Genomic DNA, 16,182 nt, shown 5'->3' with positions numbered 1-16,182 from the left:
AGTGTAAAATTAAAAATATTTTCATCTTTTGCCTAATAAAGTTCTTATTTTGTGGTCAACAAAACGAAATGATAAAATCAGACGATTAAAAAGCTGACTTTATAGATAAAATTAGAGGAGAAATTATGAAGCTCTCTCATATTTGCCTGCTCGGTGTTAGCGCCCTGATGTTCTGGGCCTGCGCCAGCCGTTACTCTTCCCCCATTCTTATCGAACGTGGCGAAGGTCGCAAGGAATATGAACGTGAATACTTTGCCATTAAGGAAAGTATGGGTATCGACAAGCGCCTGAAGGACGTGTTCAAGCAGGGCTATATCGAAGAAGGCATGACCAACGACATGGTCAACCTCCTGTGGGGCCCTCCCGACCACGAAAAGGAAACTTCTTCCAGCAGCGTTTGGGAATACTACACCCGCGAAGGTAAGCTGATTACTCGCCTTATCTGGAAGCACCCCGACCAGGCCCGTCTGAAGGGTTACGAAGGCGAATGGATCCTGGACAAGATCGAAGGCGACCGTTATGGTGGCTCTCCGGCACCGGTTTCCAAGCATTCTAGCAACTACTAATCGGTATTTTTCAGCCTCAAGCCCACAACTTGAGGCTATTTTTTTATTCGGTCTACCACAGGCAGTCCTTTTTTACTAAATTTACCCGCGTTAAATTTTAAACCTCTCAAGGAGTTAATTATGCGTCAGTATATCATTGCTGGTAACTGGAAGATGAACAAGACCGTTAGCGAATCCGTTCAGCTCGCTAAGGACATCGTTGAAGCCGTCAAGGACGTGAAGAAGACCGAAGTGGTCATCGCTCCGACCTACCTCGCCGCTGCTAAGGTTGCAGACGTCGTTAAGGGCACCAACGTGAAGCTCGCTATCCAGGACATCCACTGGAAGGACCAGGGCGCATACACCGGTAAGGTTTCCGTTGACATGGTTAAGGAAATCGGCGCAGAATACATCATCATCGGTCACTCCGAACAGCGTCAGTACTTCCACGAAACCGAAGAAACTGTTAACCTGAAGGTTAAGAAGACTCTCGAAGCCGGTCTGAAGCCCATCATCTGCATCGGCGAAACTCTCGACGAACGTAACGGCGGCAAGCTGGAAGCTGTTCTCTCCACTCAGGTTAAGGGTGCTTTCAAGGACGTTTCCGCTGAAGACGCTGCTAAGTGCGTTCTCGCATACGAACCGGTTTGGGCAATCGGTACTGGCGTTACCGCTACCGACGAACAGGCTCAGGACACCCAGGCATACGTTCGTTCCGTCGTTGCCGAAGTCTACGGTGCTGAAGTTGCTGAAGGCATGCGCATCCAGTACGGTGGCTCTATGAAGGGCGCCAACGCTGCAGGCCTCCTGGCTCAGAAGGATATCGACGGCGGTCTCATTGGTGGTGCAGGCCTCAAGGCTAACACCTTCATGGAAATCATCGCTGCTGCAGAAGCTAAGTAATTAAAGCTTTTAGCACAACAATTTAAAACCAAGGTAAATAACTATTATGGCAACTCTCTTCTGGATTCTTATCGTCCTCCACGTGTTCCTCTGCTTGTTCCTCATGCTCCTCGTTCTGGTTCAGAACGACAAGATGGGCGGCCTCGCAGGTCTCGGCGGCATGACTTCTCAGTCTGCCTTCTCTACCGCAGGTGCTGCGACCTTCATCCAGAAGTTGACCCGTGCCATTGCAGTTATCTTCTTCATCGTCGTTTTCGCCCTCGGCCTCATCACTGCCAAGCAGGATCAGGCTGTCGAAGAATCCGCCATGCAGAAGGCAACTCGCGAAAACGCTGCTCAGCAGGCCCCGGCAATTCCGGCTCTTCCCGCTGACTTCGGCGCACCCGCTGCAGTAGATGCCGCCCCGGCAGCAGAAGCACCGGCAGCCCCCGCAGCAGAATAATTTACCTGGCTAAAAAGCTTTTGCGCATAAGCCTATAGATTTCTATAGAGCTGCAGCGCAAGGTTCGCGGTCGTGGTGGAATTGGTAGACACGCTAGCTTGAGGTGCTAGTGGGAGCGATCCCATGACAGTTCAAGTCTGTCCGACCGCAGTAAAAAAGACTCAGTTCAAAAACTGAGCCTTTTTCTTTTTTCAAAAAAATCACTTATTCAAAGAAGGCTGCATCCCTCGTTTTCGAATTTTCTCCAACTGCATTTGATTACAAAAACCTGATACATAGATATAGTTTTCTCCAGAAACGGACTGTTTCTGTCTTCCAAAATCCAGCTCGTATTTCCATTTCAGCGGATGAACCAATCCAGCGAGAGATTTAACATAAAGAGAGTCCGCTGCACTAAAATAAAAATCAATCAAATCATAAGGCGAAACAGCTAAAGAGTGTCTGCAGCGGGCCCCTAAACACGTCCCCCCCGACATTCCCCTAAACGGGTTTATCTTAGCCTTATCCGAACTCACACCAACCAGACTTACATCAAAATACGTTTTCGTCACTCTATTTCGAGCATCGATGGTAAAAGAAATGTCATCAATCATCTCGTAGGCCGTCAACACAAATCCACTGTCCTTACCAACAAAGACGCTGGTATCCTTGTAAAAACAGAAATTGGCAAAGATGGGGTCCGTTTCGGAAGAATCATTTTCAGAAACACACCCCTCAGCGAAAGAAAGCGAGGCCGCCAGCGTAATTAACAAAATGGATTTACAAACGAGACTATAAATCATGGGACGTTCCTAGAGCATAATAGATGTCAAACAACGTTACAAAAGTACAAATAAGTTTTGCAAAAAACATATTCGCAAAATTTATCTTTCACTTAACTAAGCCAGAACAATAGATTAAACGCAAAAATTCACGAAATAAAATTAGAGTTAAAGCCAGCAGAACAATCAGCCCGCATCAACACAATCTTTTCTAGCCCCAAAACAAACTATATTTGGCTAAGCAAATTCCAAGACGCCGAAGAACCTTTCTGCAAAGACTTTGAAGAAGCCGAAGAGCTAGCAAATCACTAAATGCAAAAAAAAACGATCCCATGACAGTTCAAGTCTGTCCGACCGCAGCAAGAAGTCCGTCCTTTGGGGGCGGATTTTTTTTATTTTAGCCCTACGGTTATCGAGGGAGGACGATTCATGATCAAGTTTTTTTTCGCGACAGCTATCTTCATTTGCGGTTGCTCATTAGATTCGGAGCGTGAGTGCCTAGAAGACAGAGATTTCTGCCTAGACTACGATATCGACCGACAAAACAACTGCATCGACGAAGACGCCTACAAGACTTGCATCCAGAAATATTCAAAAAAAGCAATGACTAACGTTGAAGAATTCTGCAAGGACCAAAGCACCTACAAGTGCAGTAATTAGCCAGAACAACGCAGCCAATCCGCTGAACAAAAGAACTGACGGTTGCTAAATTTTACCCCGTTAAAAAGGAAATCCCGTCTAGATCCTTGATTCTATCGGACCTGCAGTCCTCCAGAATGACTGGTCGAGGATAACATTGGCCGGGATGACATTTGAAGATAAAGGTTTAACATGAACAACAATTTGGTTTCTCCTGTAGGCATTCTCGGCTTTGGCGTTGAAGGCCAGAGCACCTTGCGTTATCTGTTCCGTGAAGGCGTCAAGGACATTGTCGTGATGGACAAGAATCCGGTGAACTTGCCGGAAGTTCCTGCAGGCGTAAACGTGAAGGTTTGCAGCGGCGAAAGCTACATGGACGGCCTCAAGGATTGCGTGACCGTAGTGCGTTCTGCAGGCGTATACCCCATGAGTCAGGAACTGTTCAAGTTCCAGATGAACGGTGGCATGATGACTAGTCAGATTCAGCTGTTCCTGGAACAGACCAAGTCCAGCAAGGTGGTGGGCGTTACCGGCACCTTGGGCAAGGGCAGCACCGTCAGCATGATCAGTCACATTCTCGACAAGTGCGGCAAGGCAAACATCATCGGCGGTAACTTCGGCGTGCCGGCGCTGGACCTGCTGGAAGACGATTCCGCAGACCGAATCAGCATTCTGGAACTTTCCAGCTTCCAGCTGATGACGCTTTCGAAGTCGCCGGACGTAGGCGTGGTTCTGCGCGTGTCTACGGAACATCTGGACTGGCACAAGACTGTCGAGGAATACCGCGACGCCAAGGCAAATCTGGTTCGCTGGCAGAAGAATAGCGGCACTTGCGTCTACCTGAAGGATGCAGAACCTACCGCAAAGATCGCAAGCGAAAGCCCCGCCCGCAATAAGCTGGCTGTTAGCTTCGGCGACGGCGAAAACGGAAGCAATGACGGAAACGCCGTTATCGAAGGCTCTACGCTGACCATCGGCAGCGACAAGCTGTTCCTTAGCGACTGCAAGGTCCGCGGCATCTATCAGCTGGAAAATATGGCGGCAGCAACCCTCGCCTGCACCGCCCTGGGCATCAAGGTAGCCGACGCTTTCGAAGCCTTGAAGTCTTACGAAACCCTCCCCTTCCGCATGGAATTTAAAGGCGAAAAGAAGGGCATTGAATTCTACAACGATAGCTACGCCACCCGCCCCGACGCCACCATCGCAGCCACAGGCAGCATGAAGCGCCCCTTCGCGCTGATTCTGGGCGGTTCCGAAAAGAACGCAGACTTTACTGAACTCAGCAACATCCTGGTGAAGGAACGCCCCAACCTGAAGCGCGTGGCCCTCATAGGCGCCACTGCAGAACGCATGCTTGACGATCTGAAGAAGGCTGGTGTAGATGAAGCAGGTATCAAGACGGCTATCTTCCCCACTCTTGAAGAAGCTTTCGCAGACAGCCTGAATATCGGTGAAGGCGGTACCGTTATCATGAGCCCCGCCTGCGCAAGCTTCGGTCTGTTCAAGAACTATAAAGTTCGCGGCCAGGTTTTTGACAAGCTAGTTTCTGAAGTTTAATTTTTTTGAGAAAAAGCGGTTAAAACCCTTTACAAGATTAAACGAAATAACTAACTTTGAGCCGTTCCGTTAAAGGACCTCGCGGTCGTGGTGGAATTGGTAGACACGCTAGCTTGAGGTGCTAGTGGGAGCGATCCCATGACAGTTCAAGTCTGTCCGACCGCAGTAAATAACTCGCTTGAAAAAGCGGGTTATTTTTTTGTAGTCAGACGTTTTCACGCCCGCTTTCACCCCCAAAAACTTCTTCATTTTTTTCAAAAAAATTTCCGTTCAAACATTTACAAAAACGCAATTTGTTATTATCTTTGAGCCGTTCCATTAAAAGGACCTCGCGGTCGTGGTGGAATTGGTAGACACGCTAGCTTGAGGTGCTAGTGGGAGCGATCCCATGACAGTTCAAGTCTGTCCGACCGCAGTAAATAACTCGCTTGAAAAAGCGGGTTATTTTTTTATTTAGCCGACACAGATTCCGCTTTTTTCAACACCGACGCTGATTCCGCGTTTTTAGAACACCGACGCTGATTTCACGCACTCCTAAAACATCCCACGCCCCCAAAACATCCTGTACATATTCAAAACGTCCGGTTCCGTCCCGCGCCCCCAAACTTCCGCACACATCCCAAACGCGCGTTTTATAATCAGTCAAACATCAACAAAACGCGCACAAGACAGAAAAGCCTCCCGAGGAGATTCGGGAGGCTCATCCGTTTGATTTTTCCATCAATTATTTAACGGTATTCACCATCATTTTCTTGGCACCGTCCACCTGCTTCAGCAGGTATACGCCCTTGGCATAGCCGGCAGCGTTAAGAGCCTTGGCGGCACTCTTTCCAGCCAGGTTAACCAGGCCGACCTTGTTGCCCTGAACATCGAACACATCGTAGTTCATGCCAGAAGCTGCAACGAAGTTGATTTTCTTCATAGCGGTTGTTTCGCCAAGAGGATTGTCATCGTCGGCATTCTTGCCCTTCACCAGGTTGAAGTAATCAAGATCAAACCAGTCTGCGGTTGCAGTAATGCGAATGATATTCACACCGGCCTTCAAGGCCACATTAGTGGAAATCTTGTTGTAATCATTGAAGTTTTCTTCTTCGCCAGAGGAACTTGCTGCAGGAACTTCAACTTCGCCGGCTTCAGTACCATTGACAGACACACCGAAACTTGCACCGCCGTTAGAAGCTGCGGCAATGTACATGGTGTAATCGCCAGCTTCAGCAGCATTCACAGAGTATTCCAGCCATTCGCCCTTTCTGATGTAGCCAACGACAGTCTTCTTTTCGCTCTTCTTGTAGATGTCAACACCAGTGCCATCGCGATACTTGGAGCATTCAGCTTCCTTGCCTGCGTCGGTACAAGAGTGGTTATCCGCATCATCTTCATAGTAGGAATCATTGCCTGCGCCGTAGCCCGGATCATCGAAGTCTTCGGCCTGTACAATTCCAGGAACAGTCCAGGGAGTCTGGGTCTCATTATGAGCGGTCTGGGGTTCCGGTTCGCGCTTGGTTCCCTGGAATTCCCATTCAAGAATACCCATGGTAGAGTCCTTTGCACCCTTGAATACGAAGAACACCTGATCAACTTCTCCGGTAAGGCCCTTCATTTCGCAATCATTATCGGCATAGTCATTCCAGCCGCTAGTCTTTGCCAAATCGCAGGAACCTGCCAAAGTACCGGTGACAGAACCAGTATGGATTTCAACCTTGTTGTCGTTACCCACGTTAGCAGCCTTGATGCGAAGATTCTGGGCACCCTTGCCGAAGTCCACGCCAGTCACGCGAATCCAGGATTCCTTGGTGGCAAGGGGAGTCAGCACATGCTTAACAGCCTGGCCCTTGGTCCAGTCGGTACGGCTACGGACATTGCGCTGCTTGGAACTGGTGAGAGCCTTGTAGGTCTGGTACGGGTCAAACTTGCCAACCTGCTTGGGACCTTCCTTGGTGAACACAAGCTTGTTCATGGAGCCATCAGCCGCGTAGGTAATTTCATCGATACTTACACTACGATGGTTACCCGGTTCCGGATCGGCAACACCCAGGGAAGCAGGATGTTCCTTAGCGCGAACAAGGCGACGATCATGATAAACAGCATAAGTCTTGCCCTTGAATTCAGCAAAACCCTGGTGGTTGTTACCGCCATCGCAACTATGAGTTTCACAGTCGTTAATCTTCCACACGGCTTCGATAACGATACCCTTGTAGGAGTAAGGACCAAGGGGATTCTTGGACATACCGTAACCGATTTCCTGACCGCTATTGTTGAAGCTGATATAGTACCAGTCACCATGCTTATGGATGTAAGGAGCTTCAAAGGACTTTTCTGCCTGGACTCGAGTCAGAGAGTTCCTGTCCAAAGTCACCTTGCCGTTACTTTCGGTGAACTTGATAATATCGAAGTTATTACCGATGGGACGCTTCACAGAGCTGGCCGATCCACCACCAAAAATCACATAGCCGGTACCATCTTCTTCAATGAAGATACCCGGGTCAAAGCAGTGGTCGATGTCATCGCAGTTGCCGAGGAAGCTATTGGAGCCACCGGCAATTCGAGGTTTGCCATAAGCATCCATAATGGGGTCTGTATAGGGACCATCAATGCTAGGAGCGGTAATCATACCCACGCCACTTGCGCCATCGGGATACACAATAAAGGGTCTGCCATTACGGACGGCAATGCCGGAAGCCCAGGTATTGCCGGGATAAGTACCAAATTCACGCTTTGACTGGAAAACCATGCCATGGTCGGTCCAGTTCACCATATCCTTGGAACTGAAAGCATACAGACCGATAATATTGTACTGGAACGGGTCAGTGCTGACACACATATCGTCCGTATCGGTCAGAATGTAGAAGGTATCACCATCAGAAGCGGCAGAAGGGTCTGCCAGATAATGATAACTGGAAATAGGATTTTCCGCCATTGCGGATGCGGCCAGGCCAAAAACGGCGGCAGCCACAAACTTGCGAGAGAGAAGGGCCGCTGTCGCGAGCTTATTCATCTTCATAACTTACTCCATACACGAATATCCCACCCATTGGAATTATTCTTATAGCAAAATACTCTATAATAATGGAATATGGACATTCGAATCCACCTTGTCATGGACAAATTGACAACGGCAAAATATTTACAAGCGCTATAGGAAACGCGGCTTCGCCCATACTATGGGAAATCGGGAAAAAAAAGCTATCTTTACAAAAAAAGTTAAAGAATCGTAAGACATGAACCGTTTTGAACTCATAAAGACTTCCAAGAAGTCCAAGGCACGTCTGGGAGTGCTCCACACGGACCACGGCGACATCCATACGCCGATTTTTATGCCCGTGGGCACCGAAGCTACCGTAAAGTCGGTAACGCCCCAACAGCTGAAGGACCTGAAGGCCGAAATTATCCTGGCCAACACCTACCACCTCTACCTGCGCCCCACAACGCCGAAAATCGCCGCTGCCGGCGGCATTCACAAGTTCATGAGCTGGGATCGCCCGGTTTTGACCGACAGCGGTGGATTTCAGGTATGGAGTCTGAAGGATTTACGCAAGATTAAGCCCGAAGGGGTGGAATTCAGAAGCATTCTGGACGGTTCCAAGCACTTTTTCAGCCCGGAAACCGTCATGAAGGCCCAGCGCGAGATCGGCGCCGACATCATTATGGCCTTCGACGAGTGTACGCCCTACCCCAGCACCGAAAAAGAAGCTCAGCACAGTCTGAATTTCACGCTGAAATGGACCAAAGAGGCCATGGATTGGCTCAAGGCCAACCCGGAAATCCACGGTTACGAGCAGAAGTTCTTCGGAATTGTGCAGGGCGGCATGCATAAACACCTGCGTAAGCAGGCAATAGAGCGCATCGCGGAACTGGAACCCGACGGATTTGCCATGGGCGGCCTCTCTGTAGGCGAGCCCACCGAAACCATGTATGAAATCGCTGATTTCTGCACCGACTACCTGCCTAAGGACCATGCCCGCTACGTGATGGGCGTAGGAACCCCCTGGAACCTGCTGGAATTGATCAGCCGCGGCGTAGACATGTGCGACTGCGTCATGCCAACCCGTAACGCCCGTAACGGAATGCTGTTCACCAGCGAAGGCGTCTTGCGTTACAAGGCAGCCCGCCACGCCGAAGAATACGACAAGCCGGTGGACCCAAACTGCGACTGCTACTGCTGCCGCAACTTCAGCCGCGCCTACCTGCGCCACCTGCACCACGCCGGCGAATCTTTGGGCTTTACCCTGGCCAGCATCCACAACCTGCATTTCTATCTGCACCTGATGCAAGAGGCAAAGGACCACATCGCAGCCGACGACTTCGAAGAATGGAGCAAGGCCAAGATCGAGGTTCTGCAGCGAAATCTGGAATAACGATACTGACAAAACCTTTATAGGCATCATATATTTTTTATATTTGCCCGCGAAAAATTTGAAAACAGGCATCAAACCCGAAGGTGATTATGCAGGACTCTTCCGCAATGGATAAAGCCGCTCAGGCAGAATTGGATCGCATCAACGCGCTCCCCACGGTGACTCTGAAAGACAAGATGGCCATTCCGCCCCAGCGTGGTGCAGAACTTCCCCATCGCGAATACCGCACAACCATGGACGAAAGCACCAAAACCATGTCTCTGGCACAGGCTCGTCTCGAAGCTAGCCGTTGCATGGACTGTAAGAAGCCGTTCTGCACCGCAGCCTGCCCCATCAGCATGCCTATCCCCCAGTACCTGAAGTTGCTGGCCGGTGGTAACATCGAAGGCGCTGTGGAAATGATCCGCGCCACTTCCCTGCTGCCCTCCATCTGCAGCCGCGTCTGCCCCCACGAAAAGCAGTGCCAGTCCAGCTGCGCCATGGGTCGTACCCTGAAGGATATGAACAAGGGTATCCATATGGGCGAAACCGAACGTTTCTGCATGGACTACGAACGCGAACACATGGGAGGCAAGAAGGTTCCTGCCATGGCCCCCTCCACTGGCAAGAAGGTTGCCGTTATCGGTTCCGGTCCTGCAGGTTTCTCTGCAGCAGTAGACCTCCGTACCCTGGGCCACGATGTCACCATTTTTGAAGCCTACGACTTGCTGGGTGGCGTGCTCCGTTACGGCATTCCTCAGTTCCGTCTGCCCAAGGACATCGTTGACTACGAATACAGCATTCTCCCCAAGATGGGCATCGAAATCAAGACCGGCGTTACCATCGGTAAGGATATCACCATCGAACAGCTGAAGAAGGACTTTGACGCCATCTTCATCGGTAACGGCGCTGCCCAGGCTCTCAAGACCGGCGTTCCCGGCGAAGACCTGAAGGGCGTCTACACCGCCGAAGAATACCTGAAGAAGGGCAACCGCGGCGTTGAAATTGAATCCGGCAAGCGCGTTATCGTCGTTGGTGGTGGCAACGTGGCTATGGACGCAGCCCGCATGGCATTCCGTCTGGGCGCCGAAGACGTCCGCGTGGTCTACCGTCGTACTCTTAACGAAATGCCCGCCTGTAAGGCAGAACTCCGCGAAATCCTGAACGAAGGCGTGGTGGTTATGGAACTGCACAACCCCGCCGAATTTATCGCCGACGAAAACGGTCACGTCAAGCAGGCTAAGTTGGACCTGTTCCAGCTGGGCGAACCTGATGAAGCTGGCCGTCCCCGTCCGGTGAAGATCGAAGGCCAGAGCGAAACCATCGACTGCGAGACCGTGGTCCTGGCAATCGGCAGCAGAGTTTCCAGCGAAATCAAGGACACCACTCCGGGTCTCGACACCAACCGCAACGGTACCTACATCGTCCGCGCCGAAGATTCTTGCGAAACTTCTGTTGACGGAGTATTCGTCGGTGGCGACGCCAAGCACGGACCTCTCACCGTGGTGATGGCCATGAAGACTGGCCGTGACGCTGCAGTCCAGATCCATAAGGCTCTCGTCGGTTAATCAAAAGGTTTGCGGGACCTACCCGCAGTTCCCCAAAAAATTTTAGAGGTTCCGCACAAAGGCGGAGCCTCTTTTTTATGCTCAGTCCAATCCTAGGCCGCCAAGACAAAAGCGTCCCGCACCCCATACTGTGCAGAACGCTTTCCCGGGACCGGATTCACATACCCTACGCGTCGTCCGATCCCTAGGCTACTTGTCGTAGCGTAAATTTTACGGCATCGCGATTTTACTGTTTGACGATTTTGCGTTGGAACGTCTTACCGTCGGCCACCAGGCGCACCAGGTATATGCCAGGCTGCAGATGACTCAGGTCATAGCTGACCCCGCCGGGCATTCCGTTCAGGCGCACCTTACGGCCATCCATACGGACCACATCCAGTCGGCGGATTTCGCTAGCGAACACATCCAGACGGCATTCCGAGACGTTATACATCAAGGGGTTTCCGTTGGCGGCAACCGTGGCAGAGAATCCAGTTTCTTCACCTTCGGAAGGTTCATCCTTAGAAGGTTCGTCCTTGGAACCGGAAGAGGCGGGACCGTCTTCGGCAGGTTCGCTGGAGGAAGCCGGATCGTCGCTGCTGGAGGAGCCCGGCTCATCGGCGGAGGCATCAATCTTAACAGAGATCAGGAAGAGGTTAGCGGAATCGCCCTTGGTAATGGAATGCTTACCGGCAGCCAGCTTGACTTTTACAACGCCTGCGGTGGCAGTATACTTTTCACCATCGATCTTGATCCCCTTGGCGAAATCACCGTTGAAAACCAGAGTCACTTCAGCAGACTTGGCCAGCACGAATTCAACAGATGTAGCCGATTCAATCTTGAGGCAGCGGGTCAATTCGGCACCGTTGTAAGACACGGTTCCCTTGCTGGCAGAAAGGTTTCCGAGGAATTCGAAGTAGTCGCTGCTGGCTCCTTCTTCGGTAAAGTTATGCACCAGGTCTGCAGAAATAGACTTCAAGTCGGAACTTTCATCAACGGGATCGTCTGCAGGCGCTTCGACGGTGGCAGAGGAGCTGTTAGGAACAACGCCGCCAGAGACACTGCTGGAACTGGCCACAGTCGCACTGGAGGAAGGTTCAACAGAAGCACTGGAAGAGGGGCTGGATGCGGTTCCCGAAGAGGAGTTGGGAACGGCCGGAGTCACGACAACCGCGCCATCACCCTGGATAGACTTGACGCTACCGGTATAGGCCACCAGCTTATTTTTCAGAGCCTGGTTCACAGCATAGAGGGCATCGTCTTCGGCGGTAAAGGTCCACTTGAAATCACCGCCATTGATACGGCCTGCATAGGTCATCACGTTAGCCTTGGCGTCATCCGGTTCATCGGCAGTATACTTGTACATGACCGAGGTATTCACGTCGAAGTTGTTGTACTTGTTGCCACCAGACTTAGAAACAACAGTGGCAGGAACCTGTTCGTCGCGCTTGCTCACCACGTAGGCGTCGAAGTCGGTCTTGGTATTGATGGAGCCAACGGCAGTTCCGTCAACGCCCTTCAGGCGGTAGGTGGTTGCGCCGTAAGCGATGAAGGTACCGCCTTCTGCAAACTTGTTATTGTAGGCCTTGATGGTTCCGCCCGCTTCCTTGCTGAAGGTTGCGTTATCGGTGGTGCTGGTGGTAGTACCGGCATAAAGGTCGGAACCCTGCATAGAAGTGAGCATGGGGAACTTGCAGTTACGGAAGTAGTTACCTTCCATGAACACAGAGGAACCCAAGGTAGAGCCCGCACCGTACTTGGCATTGCCATCGTAGTAGTTGTTGTAGACGTGAGCGCTGTAATAACGCACGCGAGGATGACGGCTATCGGAATGGTCGTACCAGTTATGGTGATAGGTAATGTAGTAGCCGTCGGTAGTTCCTTCGGAAAGGCCCAGCAAGTTGGACTTGCCGTTATCCCAGAAGTGGTTGTAGCTGAAGGTGACGTAAGTAGACTTCTTGCAGTCCAGGGCTCCATCGCCCTTCACCTGGTCCGCATCGGAACCGGCATCGCCGTAGAACATATCGTTGTTGTGGATCCAGATGTACTGGTCGTTCTGCTGAAGACCGATGTTGTCGCCTTCGGAACTGTTCACGTTCATGACGCCCATATTGCGGACTTCTACGTTCTGGGCGTTCTTGATGCGGATACCCCAACCGTTTGCGGTAGCATCTTCGCCAATACCTTCAATGGTCACATAGGAATCTTCGGAAGAGCCCAAATCAATGAGCATGTCGCCTGCCACCAGGGAATCGGAGTCCGTCACGTTACCGATAAAGCGGAAGTCGAAAGGACGAGTTTCGTAACCCTTCTTCATGCAGTTCAGAATGCCCTGGAAGCTCTTGCAAGTGGTCTTCGTGCCCTTGGAATTGGTCACCACGTCGGCGGTCACCTTGTTCTTGGAATTTTCGGAAACATACACCACCACGGCACCGCTCTTGAGAGTACCGTCGGTATTGTAGGCCCCAGGAACGCGGCCATTGCTAAAGGCAAAACCGGTGCGGTCATGAGCCTTCACAGAAACCGTCTTGGATTCGGCAGCCCCTTCGGCACCATTCACCACGGGAGCAATCTTCAAGGTGTGTGAGCCTGCCTTCAGGCCGACCACGTCAGCACGCATATAGGAACCGTAGCTACGAATCAGCGGATCATCGATCTTGGTTCCGTCCACATAGACATTGTAGCTGGAGGCACCGGAAACAGGCTGCCATTCCGCATAGGCGGATTCCAGCCAACCGGCAGCGGTATTGACAGTCAGCGCCGAGGCGGAAGCGGCAAGGCCCAGCACTGCGGCAGAGAGAGAAAGAAATTTGCAATCCATAAACATCCCTTTTTTAAACCTTGAGAACGGGCACCATTCCATTGTTCTCATTTTCTTTCTCAAATATAATGTTTATTTTTTAGAAAAGCAATATAAAAATTCTGATTTTTAAACAAAAATAAAGATTTTCAATACAAGAACGTTCTCAAAATCATTCAAAAGCATCATATTTTGCACCTTTCTACCCAGCCCTTTCTTTTTCAAGGTCTGCATAAATCTATTTTTGCATCAATCATATTTGAACCAAGGAGTTCCCATGGAACCGCTGCTGCACCAGTCCCTCGCCCACATGTTCTTCGCTACCTGCGACAGAGAGGATTTCCCCGGCTGGTACCACAGAAAACACGAACAGTGGATTTATTTCTCTAGGCAGCAACTCGCCAGAGATACCCGCTCCTTGGCCCTTGCGTTCAAGAACCGCGGAATCAAGGAACACCAGAGTATCGGCATCGTAGCCAACAGCTGCCCGGAATGGATCATGACGGACATCGCATCCCAGCTGAATCACGCCCAGGTGGTCCCCCTGTTTCCCAACATTTCCTCGGACAATTTCAACTTCCAGTGTGATGACTCCGACGTCCAGATTCTGCTGCTGAACAACGTAAACGAACTGGACCAGGCCATCAAGGACGTCCTTCCCCGCTTTAGCGTGGTCATCTGCATCGATCCGGCATCCGACTGCCCCGACAACGGCGTCTACTGGCACGACCTGATCCGCGAAGGCCAGGAACTGGCCAAGAAGCCCGAATCCTCCGCCTGGATCCAAAGTCAGCTGGAATCCATCAACCCCGACGACCTGTTCAGCATCATCTACACCAGCGGTTCCACCGGACGTCCCAAGGGTGCCGAACTGAGCCACCGCAACATGCTGGCGCAGATTCAGACCATCAGGCGCGATGTTGTCGCCCTGAACCACAACGATGTAGGTCTCGTAGTGCTGCCCGTGGCCCATGTGCTGGAACGCATGACCACCTATTTCTTTATCCTGAACGCCACAAAGGTATTCTTCGCCGACACCCCCAAGAACACCGCCCTCCTGATGAAGGAAGTCAAGCCCACCGTCATGATGGTGGTCCCCCGCATTCTGGAACGCGTCTACGAAAGCATGACGGCCGCCGGCGAAAAGTGCCACGGTTTCAAGCGTTGGCTGATTAACCGCGCCGTAAAGATTGCAAAGATCGAGGACCCCACCAAGCGCCCCAGCATCGCCCGCCGCATTTACGACAAACTGGTCTACAAGAAAATGCGCGAAGCCATCGGCGGCAAGTTCCGCCTGATCGTCTGCGGTGGCGGCGCCCTGAACAAGTCCATCTGCCGATTCCTGCTGAACGTTGGCATCAACATCTGCGAAGGTTACGGCCTTACCGAATGCGCCCCCGTGCTCACGGTGAACACTCCCAAGTGCATCCGCCCCGGTAGCGTGGGCATCCCCCTTGCCTATCTGGACGTAAAGATCGGCGAGAACAGCGAAGTCCTGGCCAAGGGCGACAGCGTTTTCAAGGGCTACCACAACATGCCCGAAGTAAACAAGGAAATCTTTACCGAAGACGGTTACCTCAAGACAGGAGACCAGGGATCCTTCGACGAAGACGGCTACCTGTTCTTGATCGGTCGCATCAAGGAACTGCTGAAGACCAGCACCGGCAAGTATGTAAGCCCCAACCCCATCGAGCTTGAAATCAGCCGCCACCCGCTGGTGGAACAAGCCCTTGTCATCGCCAACGACCGTAAGTTCGCTTCTGTGCTTATCTTCCTGAACCCCATCAACGCACGCCGCTTCCTGAACCGCACCAAGGACGAATTCGATATCAACCGCGCTCTGGAATCCAAGCACATCAACGAGGCTCTGGAACGTCACATCACCCGCATCAACAAGAAGCTGAACCATTGGGAACAAATCCGCAAGTGGACCCTCATTGGAGACAGCCTCACCGTTGAATCAGGCTTGCTGACTCCCACCCTCAAGATCCGTCGCAAAGCCGCCGAAGAAATGTACAGCGAACAAATCGAAGAAATGTACAAGTAGCGGAGAGCGATGAGCAGCGAGCTGTGTGCTGCGAGCGGAAAGACTCGAGGCGCGAGGCTTGAGGTATCATCCTGAGCGAAGGCATGTAAGGCCGTAGTCGATATAGAATTATTAGCAATTTATTGCCTTACAATTCCTAGGTTCGAAGGAGCAGGATCTAGATACTAGATATGAGATATTGGACGTTTGACGTGGGACTTCTAACTGGATTAGTGAACAATAAATAGTGAACAGTGAAAGGCGCCTAACTTTAACTCAAAGTTCAAAGCACATAACTCATATCTAAATATTACAAATAACGAATACGTTACCAACGAGTACATCACAAACGAGTACAACACTTAAGAGCTGGGGCTTAACGGTAATCGAGGCCAGCAACCTGTATTCAAGCGCAGAGGAAGGACGCTACTCGGGAACTCTGGACGAACGCGCAGACGCCATGCAAGCTTTACGGCATCAGCTCTGGCCACGACACCGCCAACTGGCCGCTATACCTGGGAGCAAAGGTTTCTATAAAGGTCACCGACAAAAAGGCAACCATACAGTTTAAGTAGAGGTATGAGGCGACAGGCTTCAGGCGACAGGTACGAGGGCGGAGCCTTCGGCT

11 protein-coding genes and 3 tRNA genes are annotated in these 16,182 nt (G+C 51.3%); 11 read left to right on the top strand and 3 right to left on the bottom strand.

Annotated features, from left to right (window positions below; genetic code table 11):
* The first annotated feature begins 125 nt into the window (after positions 1–125).
* The 4 genes from B7992_RS01475 (at position 126) to B7992_RS01460 (ending at position 2,040) form a co-directional block, all read left to right on the top strand.
* Positions 126–566 carry a hypothetical protein gene (locus tag B7992_RS01475; RefSeq protein ID WP_073156667.1) on the top strand — a complete coding sequence of 147 codons (441 nt, stop codon included), beginning with the start codon at positions 126–128 and terminating at the stop codon, positions 564–566.
* Positions 567–686: 120 nt separating this feature from the next.
* Positions 687–1,448 (top strand): triose-phosphate isomerase, encoded by a 762-nt coding sequence (gene tpiA / locus B7992_RS01470; protein WP_088665444.1) that lies wholly within the window; start codon positions 687–689, stop codon positions 1,446–1,448.
* 46 nt (positions 1,449–1,494) lie between these two features.
* The gene (gene secG, locus B7992_RS01465; protein WP_088665443.1) at positions 1,495–1,890 is read left to right on the top strand and encodes a preprotein translocase subunit SecG; all 396 of its coding nucleotides are present in this window, start codon (positions 1,495–1,497) and stop codon (positions 1,888–1,890) included.
* Between the two features lie 66 nt (positions 1,891–1,956).
* A tRNA-Leu gene (locus tag B7992_RS01460) sits at positions 1,957–2,040 on the top strand.
* Positions 2,041–2,090: 50 nt separating this feature from the next.
* Here the strand turns inward: B7992_RS01460 and B7992_RS01455 are convergent.
* Positions 2,091–2,672 carry a hypothetical protein gene (locus tag B7992_RS01455; RefSeq protein WP_088665442.1) on the bottom strand — a complete coding sequence of 194 codons (582 nt, stop codon included), beginning with the start codon at positions 2,670–2,672 and terminating at the stop codon, positions 2,091–2,093.
* Between the two features lie 408 nt (positions 2,673–3,080).
* On the opposite strand from B7992_RS01455, the gene B7992_RS01450 reads away from it, so the two are divergent.
* The 4 genes from B7992_RS01450 (at position 3,081) to B7992_RS01435 (ending at position 5,262) form a co-directional block, all read left to right on the top strand.
* Positions 3,081–3,311: a hypothetical protein gene (locus B7992_RS01450; RefSeq protein WP_073233760.1), complete on the top strand. Its 231-nt coding sequence runs from the start codon at positions 3,081–3,083 to the stop codon at positions 3,309–3,311.
* A 171-nt stretch (positions 3,312–3,482) separates the two neighbouring features.
* Positions 3,483–4,847: a UDP-N-acetylmuramoyl-L-alanine--D-glutamate ligase gene (gene murD / locus B7992_RS01445; RefSeq protein ID WP_088665440.1), complete on the top strand. Its 1,365-nt coding sequence runs from the start codon at positions 3,483–3,485 to the stop codon at positions 4,845–4,847.
* A gap of 81 nt (positions 4,848–4,928) precedes the next feature.
* A tRNA-Leu gene (locus B7992_RS01440) sits at positions 4,929–5,012 on the top strand.
* Between the two features lie 166 nt (positions 5,013–5,178).
* Positions 5,179–5,262 (top strand) — tRNA-Leu (locus B7992_RS01435).
* A gap of 309 nt (positions 5,263–5,571) precedes the next feature.
* On the opposite strand, the gene B7992_RS01430 is transcribed toward B7992_RS01435, so the two are convergent.
* Positions 5,572–7,848, bottom strand: coding sequence for a family 43 glycosylhydrolase (locus B7992_RS01430; RefSeq protein WP_088665439.1), 2,277 nt, complete (start codon positions 7,846–7,848; stop codon positions 5,572–5,574).
* Between the two features lie 217 nt (positions 7,849–8,065).
* Here B7992_RS01430 and tgt point away from each other — a divergent pair, with 217 nt between their 5' ends.
* A complete protein-coding gene (gene tgt / locus B7992_RS01425; protein ID WP_088665438.1) occupies positions 8,066–9,202 on the top strand; it encodes a tRNA guanosine(34) transglycosylase Tgt in 1,137 nt (378 codons plus the stop codon).
* Between the two features lie 107 nt (positions 9,203–9,309).
* Positions 9,310–10,749 (top strand): NAD(P)-dependent oxidoreductase, encoded by a 1,440-nt coding sequence (locus B7992_RS01420; RefSeq protein ID WP_254917575.1) that lies wholly within the window; start codon positions 9,310–9,312, stop codon positions 10,747–10,749.
* A gap of 226 nt (positions 10,750–10,975) precedes the next feature.
* Here B7992_RS01420 and B7992_RS01415 read toward each other — a convergent pair whose 3' ends face one another.
* Positions 10,976–13,549 carry a T9SS type A sorting domain-containing protein gene (locus tag B7992_RS01415; RefSeq protein WP_141100332.1) on the bottom strand — a complete coding sequence of 858 codons (2,574 nt, stop codon included), beginning with the start codon at positions 13,547–13,549 and terminating at the stop codon, positions 10,976–10,978.
* 256 nt (positions 13,550–13,805) lie between these two features.
* On the opposite strand from B7992_RS01415, the gene B7992_RS01410 reads away from it, so the two are divergent.
* Positions 13,806–15,575: a long-chain fatty acid--CoA ligase gene (locus B7992_RS01410; RefSeq protein ID WP_073233764.1), complete on the top strand. Its 1,770-nt coding sequence runs from the start codon at positions 13,806–13,808 to the stop codon at positions 15,573–15,575.
* The last annotated feature ends 607 nt before the right edge of the window (positions 15,576–16,182 follow it).

Origin of the sequence: Fibrobacter sp. UWH1 (assembly GCF_002210365.1) — a bacterium.
Taxonomy (GTDB): Bacteria; Fibrobacterota; Fibrobacteria; order Fibrobacterales; family Fibrobacteraceae; genus Fibrobacter.
This window is presented reverse-complemented; position numbering and strand designations above follow the sequence as displayed.

Bases quoted from the DNA above. Each gene is read 5' to 3' on its own strand.
- B7992_RS01430 (WP_088665439.1), bottom strand. From the start codon at position 7,848: ATGAAGATGAATAAGCTCGCGACAGCGGCCCTTCTCTCTCGCAAGTTT.
- B7992_RS01410 (WP_073233764.1), top strand. From the start codon at position 13,806: ATGGAACCGCTGCTGCACCAGTCCCTCGCCCACATGTTCTTCGCTACC.
- B7992_RS01415 (WP_141100332.1), bottom strand. From the start codon at position 13,549: ATGGATTGCAAATTTCTTTCTCTCTCTGCCGCAGTGCTGGGCCTTGCC.
- B7992_RS01455 (WP_088665442.1), bottom strand. From the start codon at position 2,672: ATGATTTATAGTCTCGTTTGTAAATCCATTTTGTTAATTACGCTGGCG.
- B7992_RS01475 (WP_073156667.1), top strand. From the start codon at position 126: ATGAAGCTCTCTCATATTTGCCTGCTCGGTGTTAGCGCCCTGATGTTC.
- secG (WP_088665443.1), top strand. From the start codon at position 1,495: ATGGCAACTCTCTTCTGGATTCTTATCGTCCTCCACGTGTTCCTCTGC.
- tpiA (WP_088665444.1), top strand. From the start codon at position 687: ATGCGTCAGTATATCATTGCTGGTAACTGGAAGATGAACAAGACCGTT.
- B7992_RS01420 (WP_254917575.1), top strand. From the start codon at position 9,310: ATGGATAAAGCCGCTCAGGCAGAATTGGATCGCATCAACGCGCTCCCC.
- murD (WP_088665440.1), top strand. From the start codon at position 3,483: ATGAACAACAATTTGGTTTCTCCTGTAGGCATTCTCGGCTTTGGCGTT.
- tgt (WP_088665438.1), top strand. From the start codon at position 8,066: ATGAACCGTTTTGAACTCATAAAGACTTCCAAGAAGTCCAAGGCACGT.
- B7992_RS01450 (WP_073233760.1), top strand. From the start codon at position 3,081: ATGATCAAGTTTTTTTTCGCGACAGCTATCTTCATTTGCGGTTGCTCA.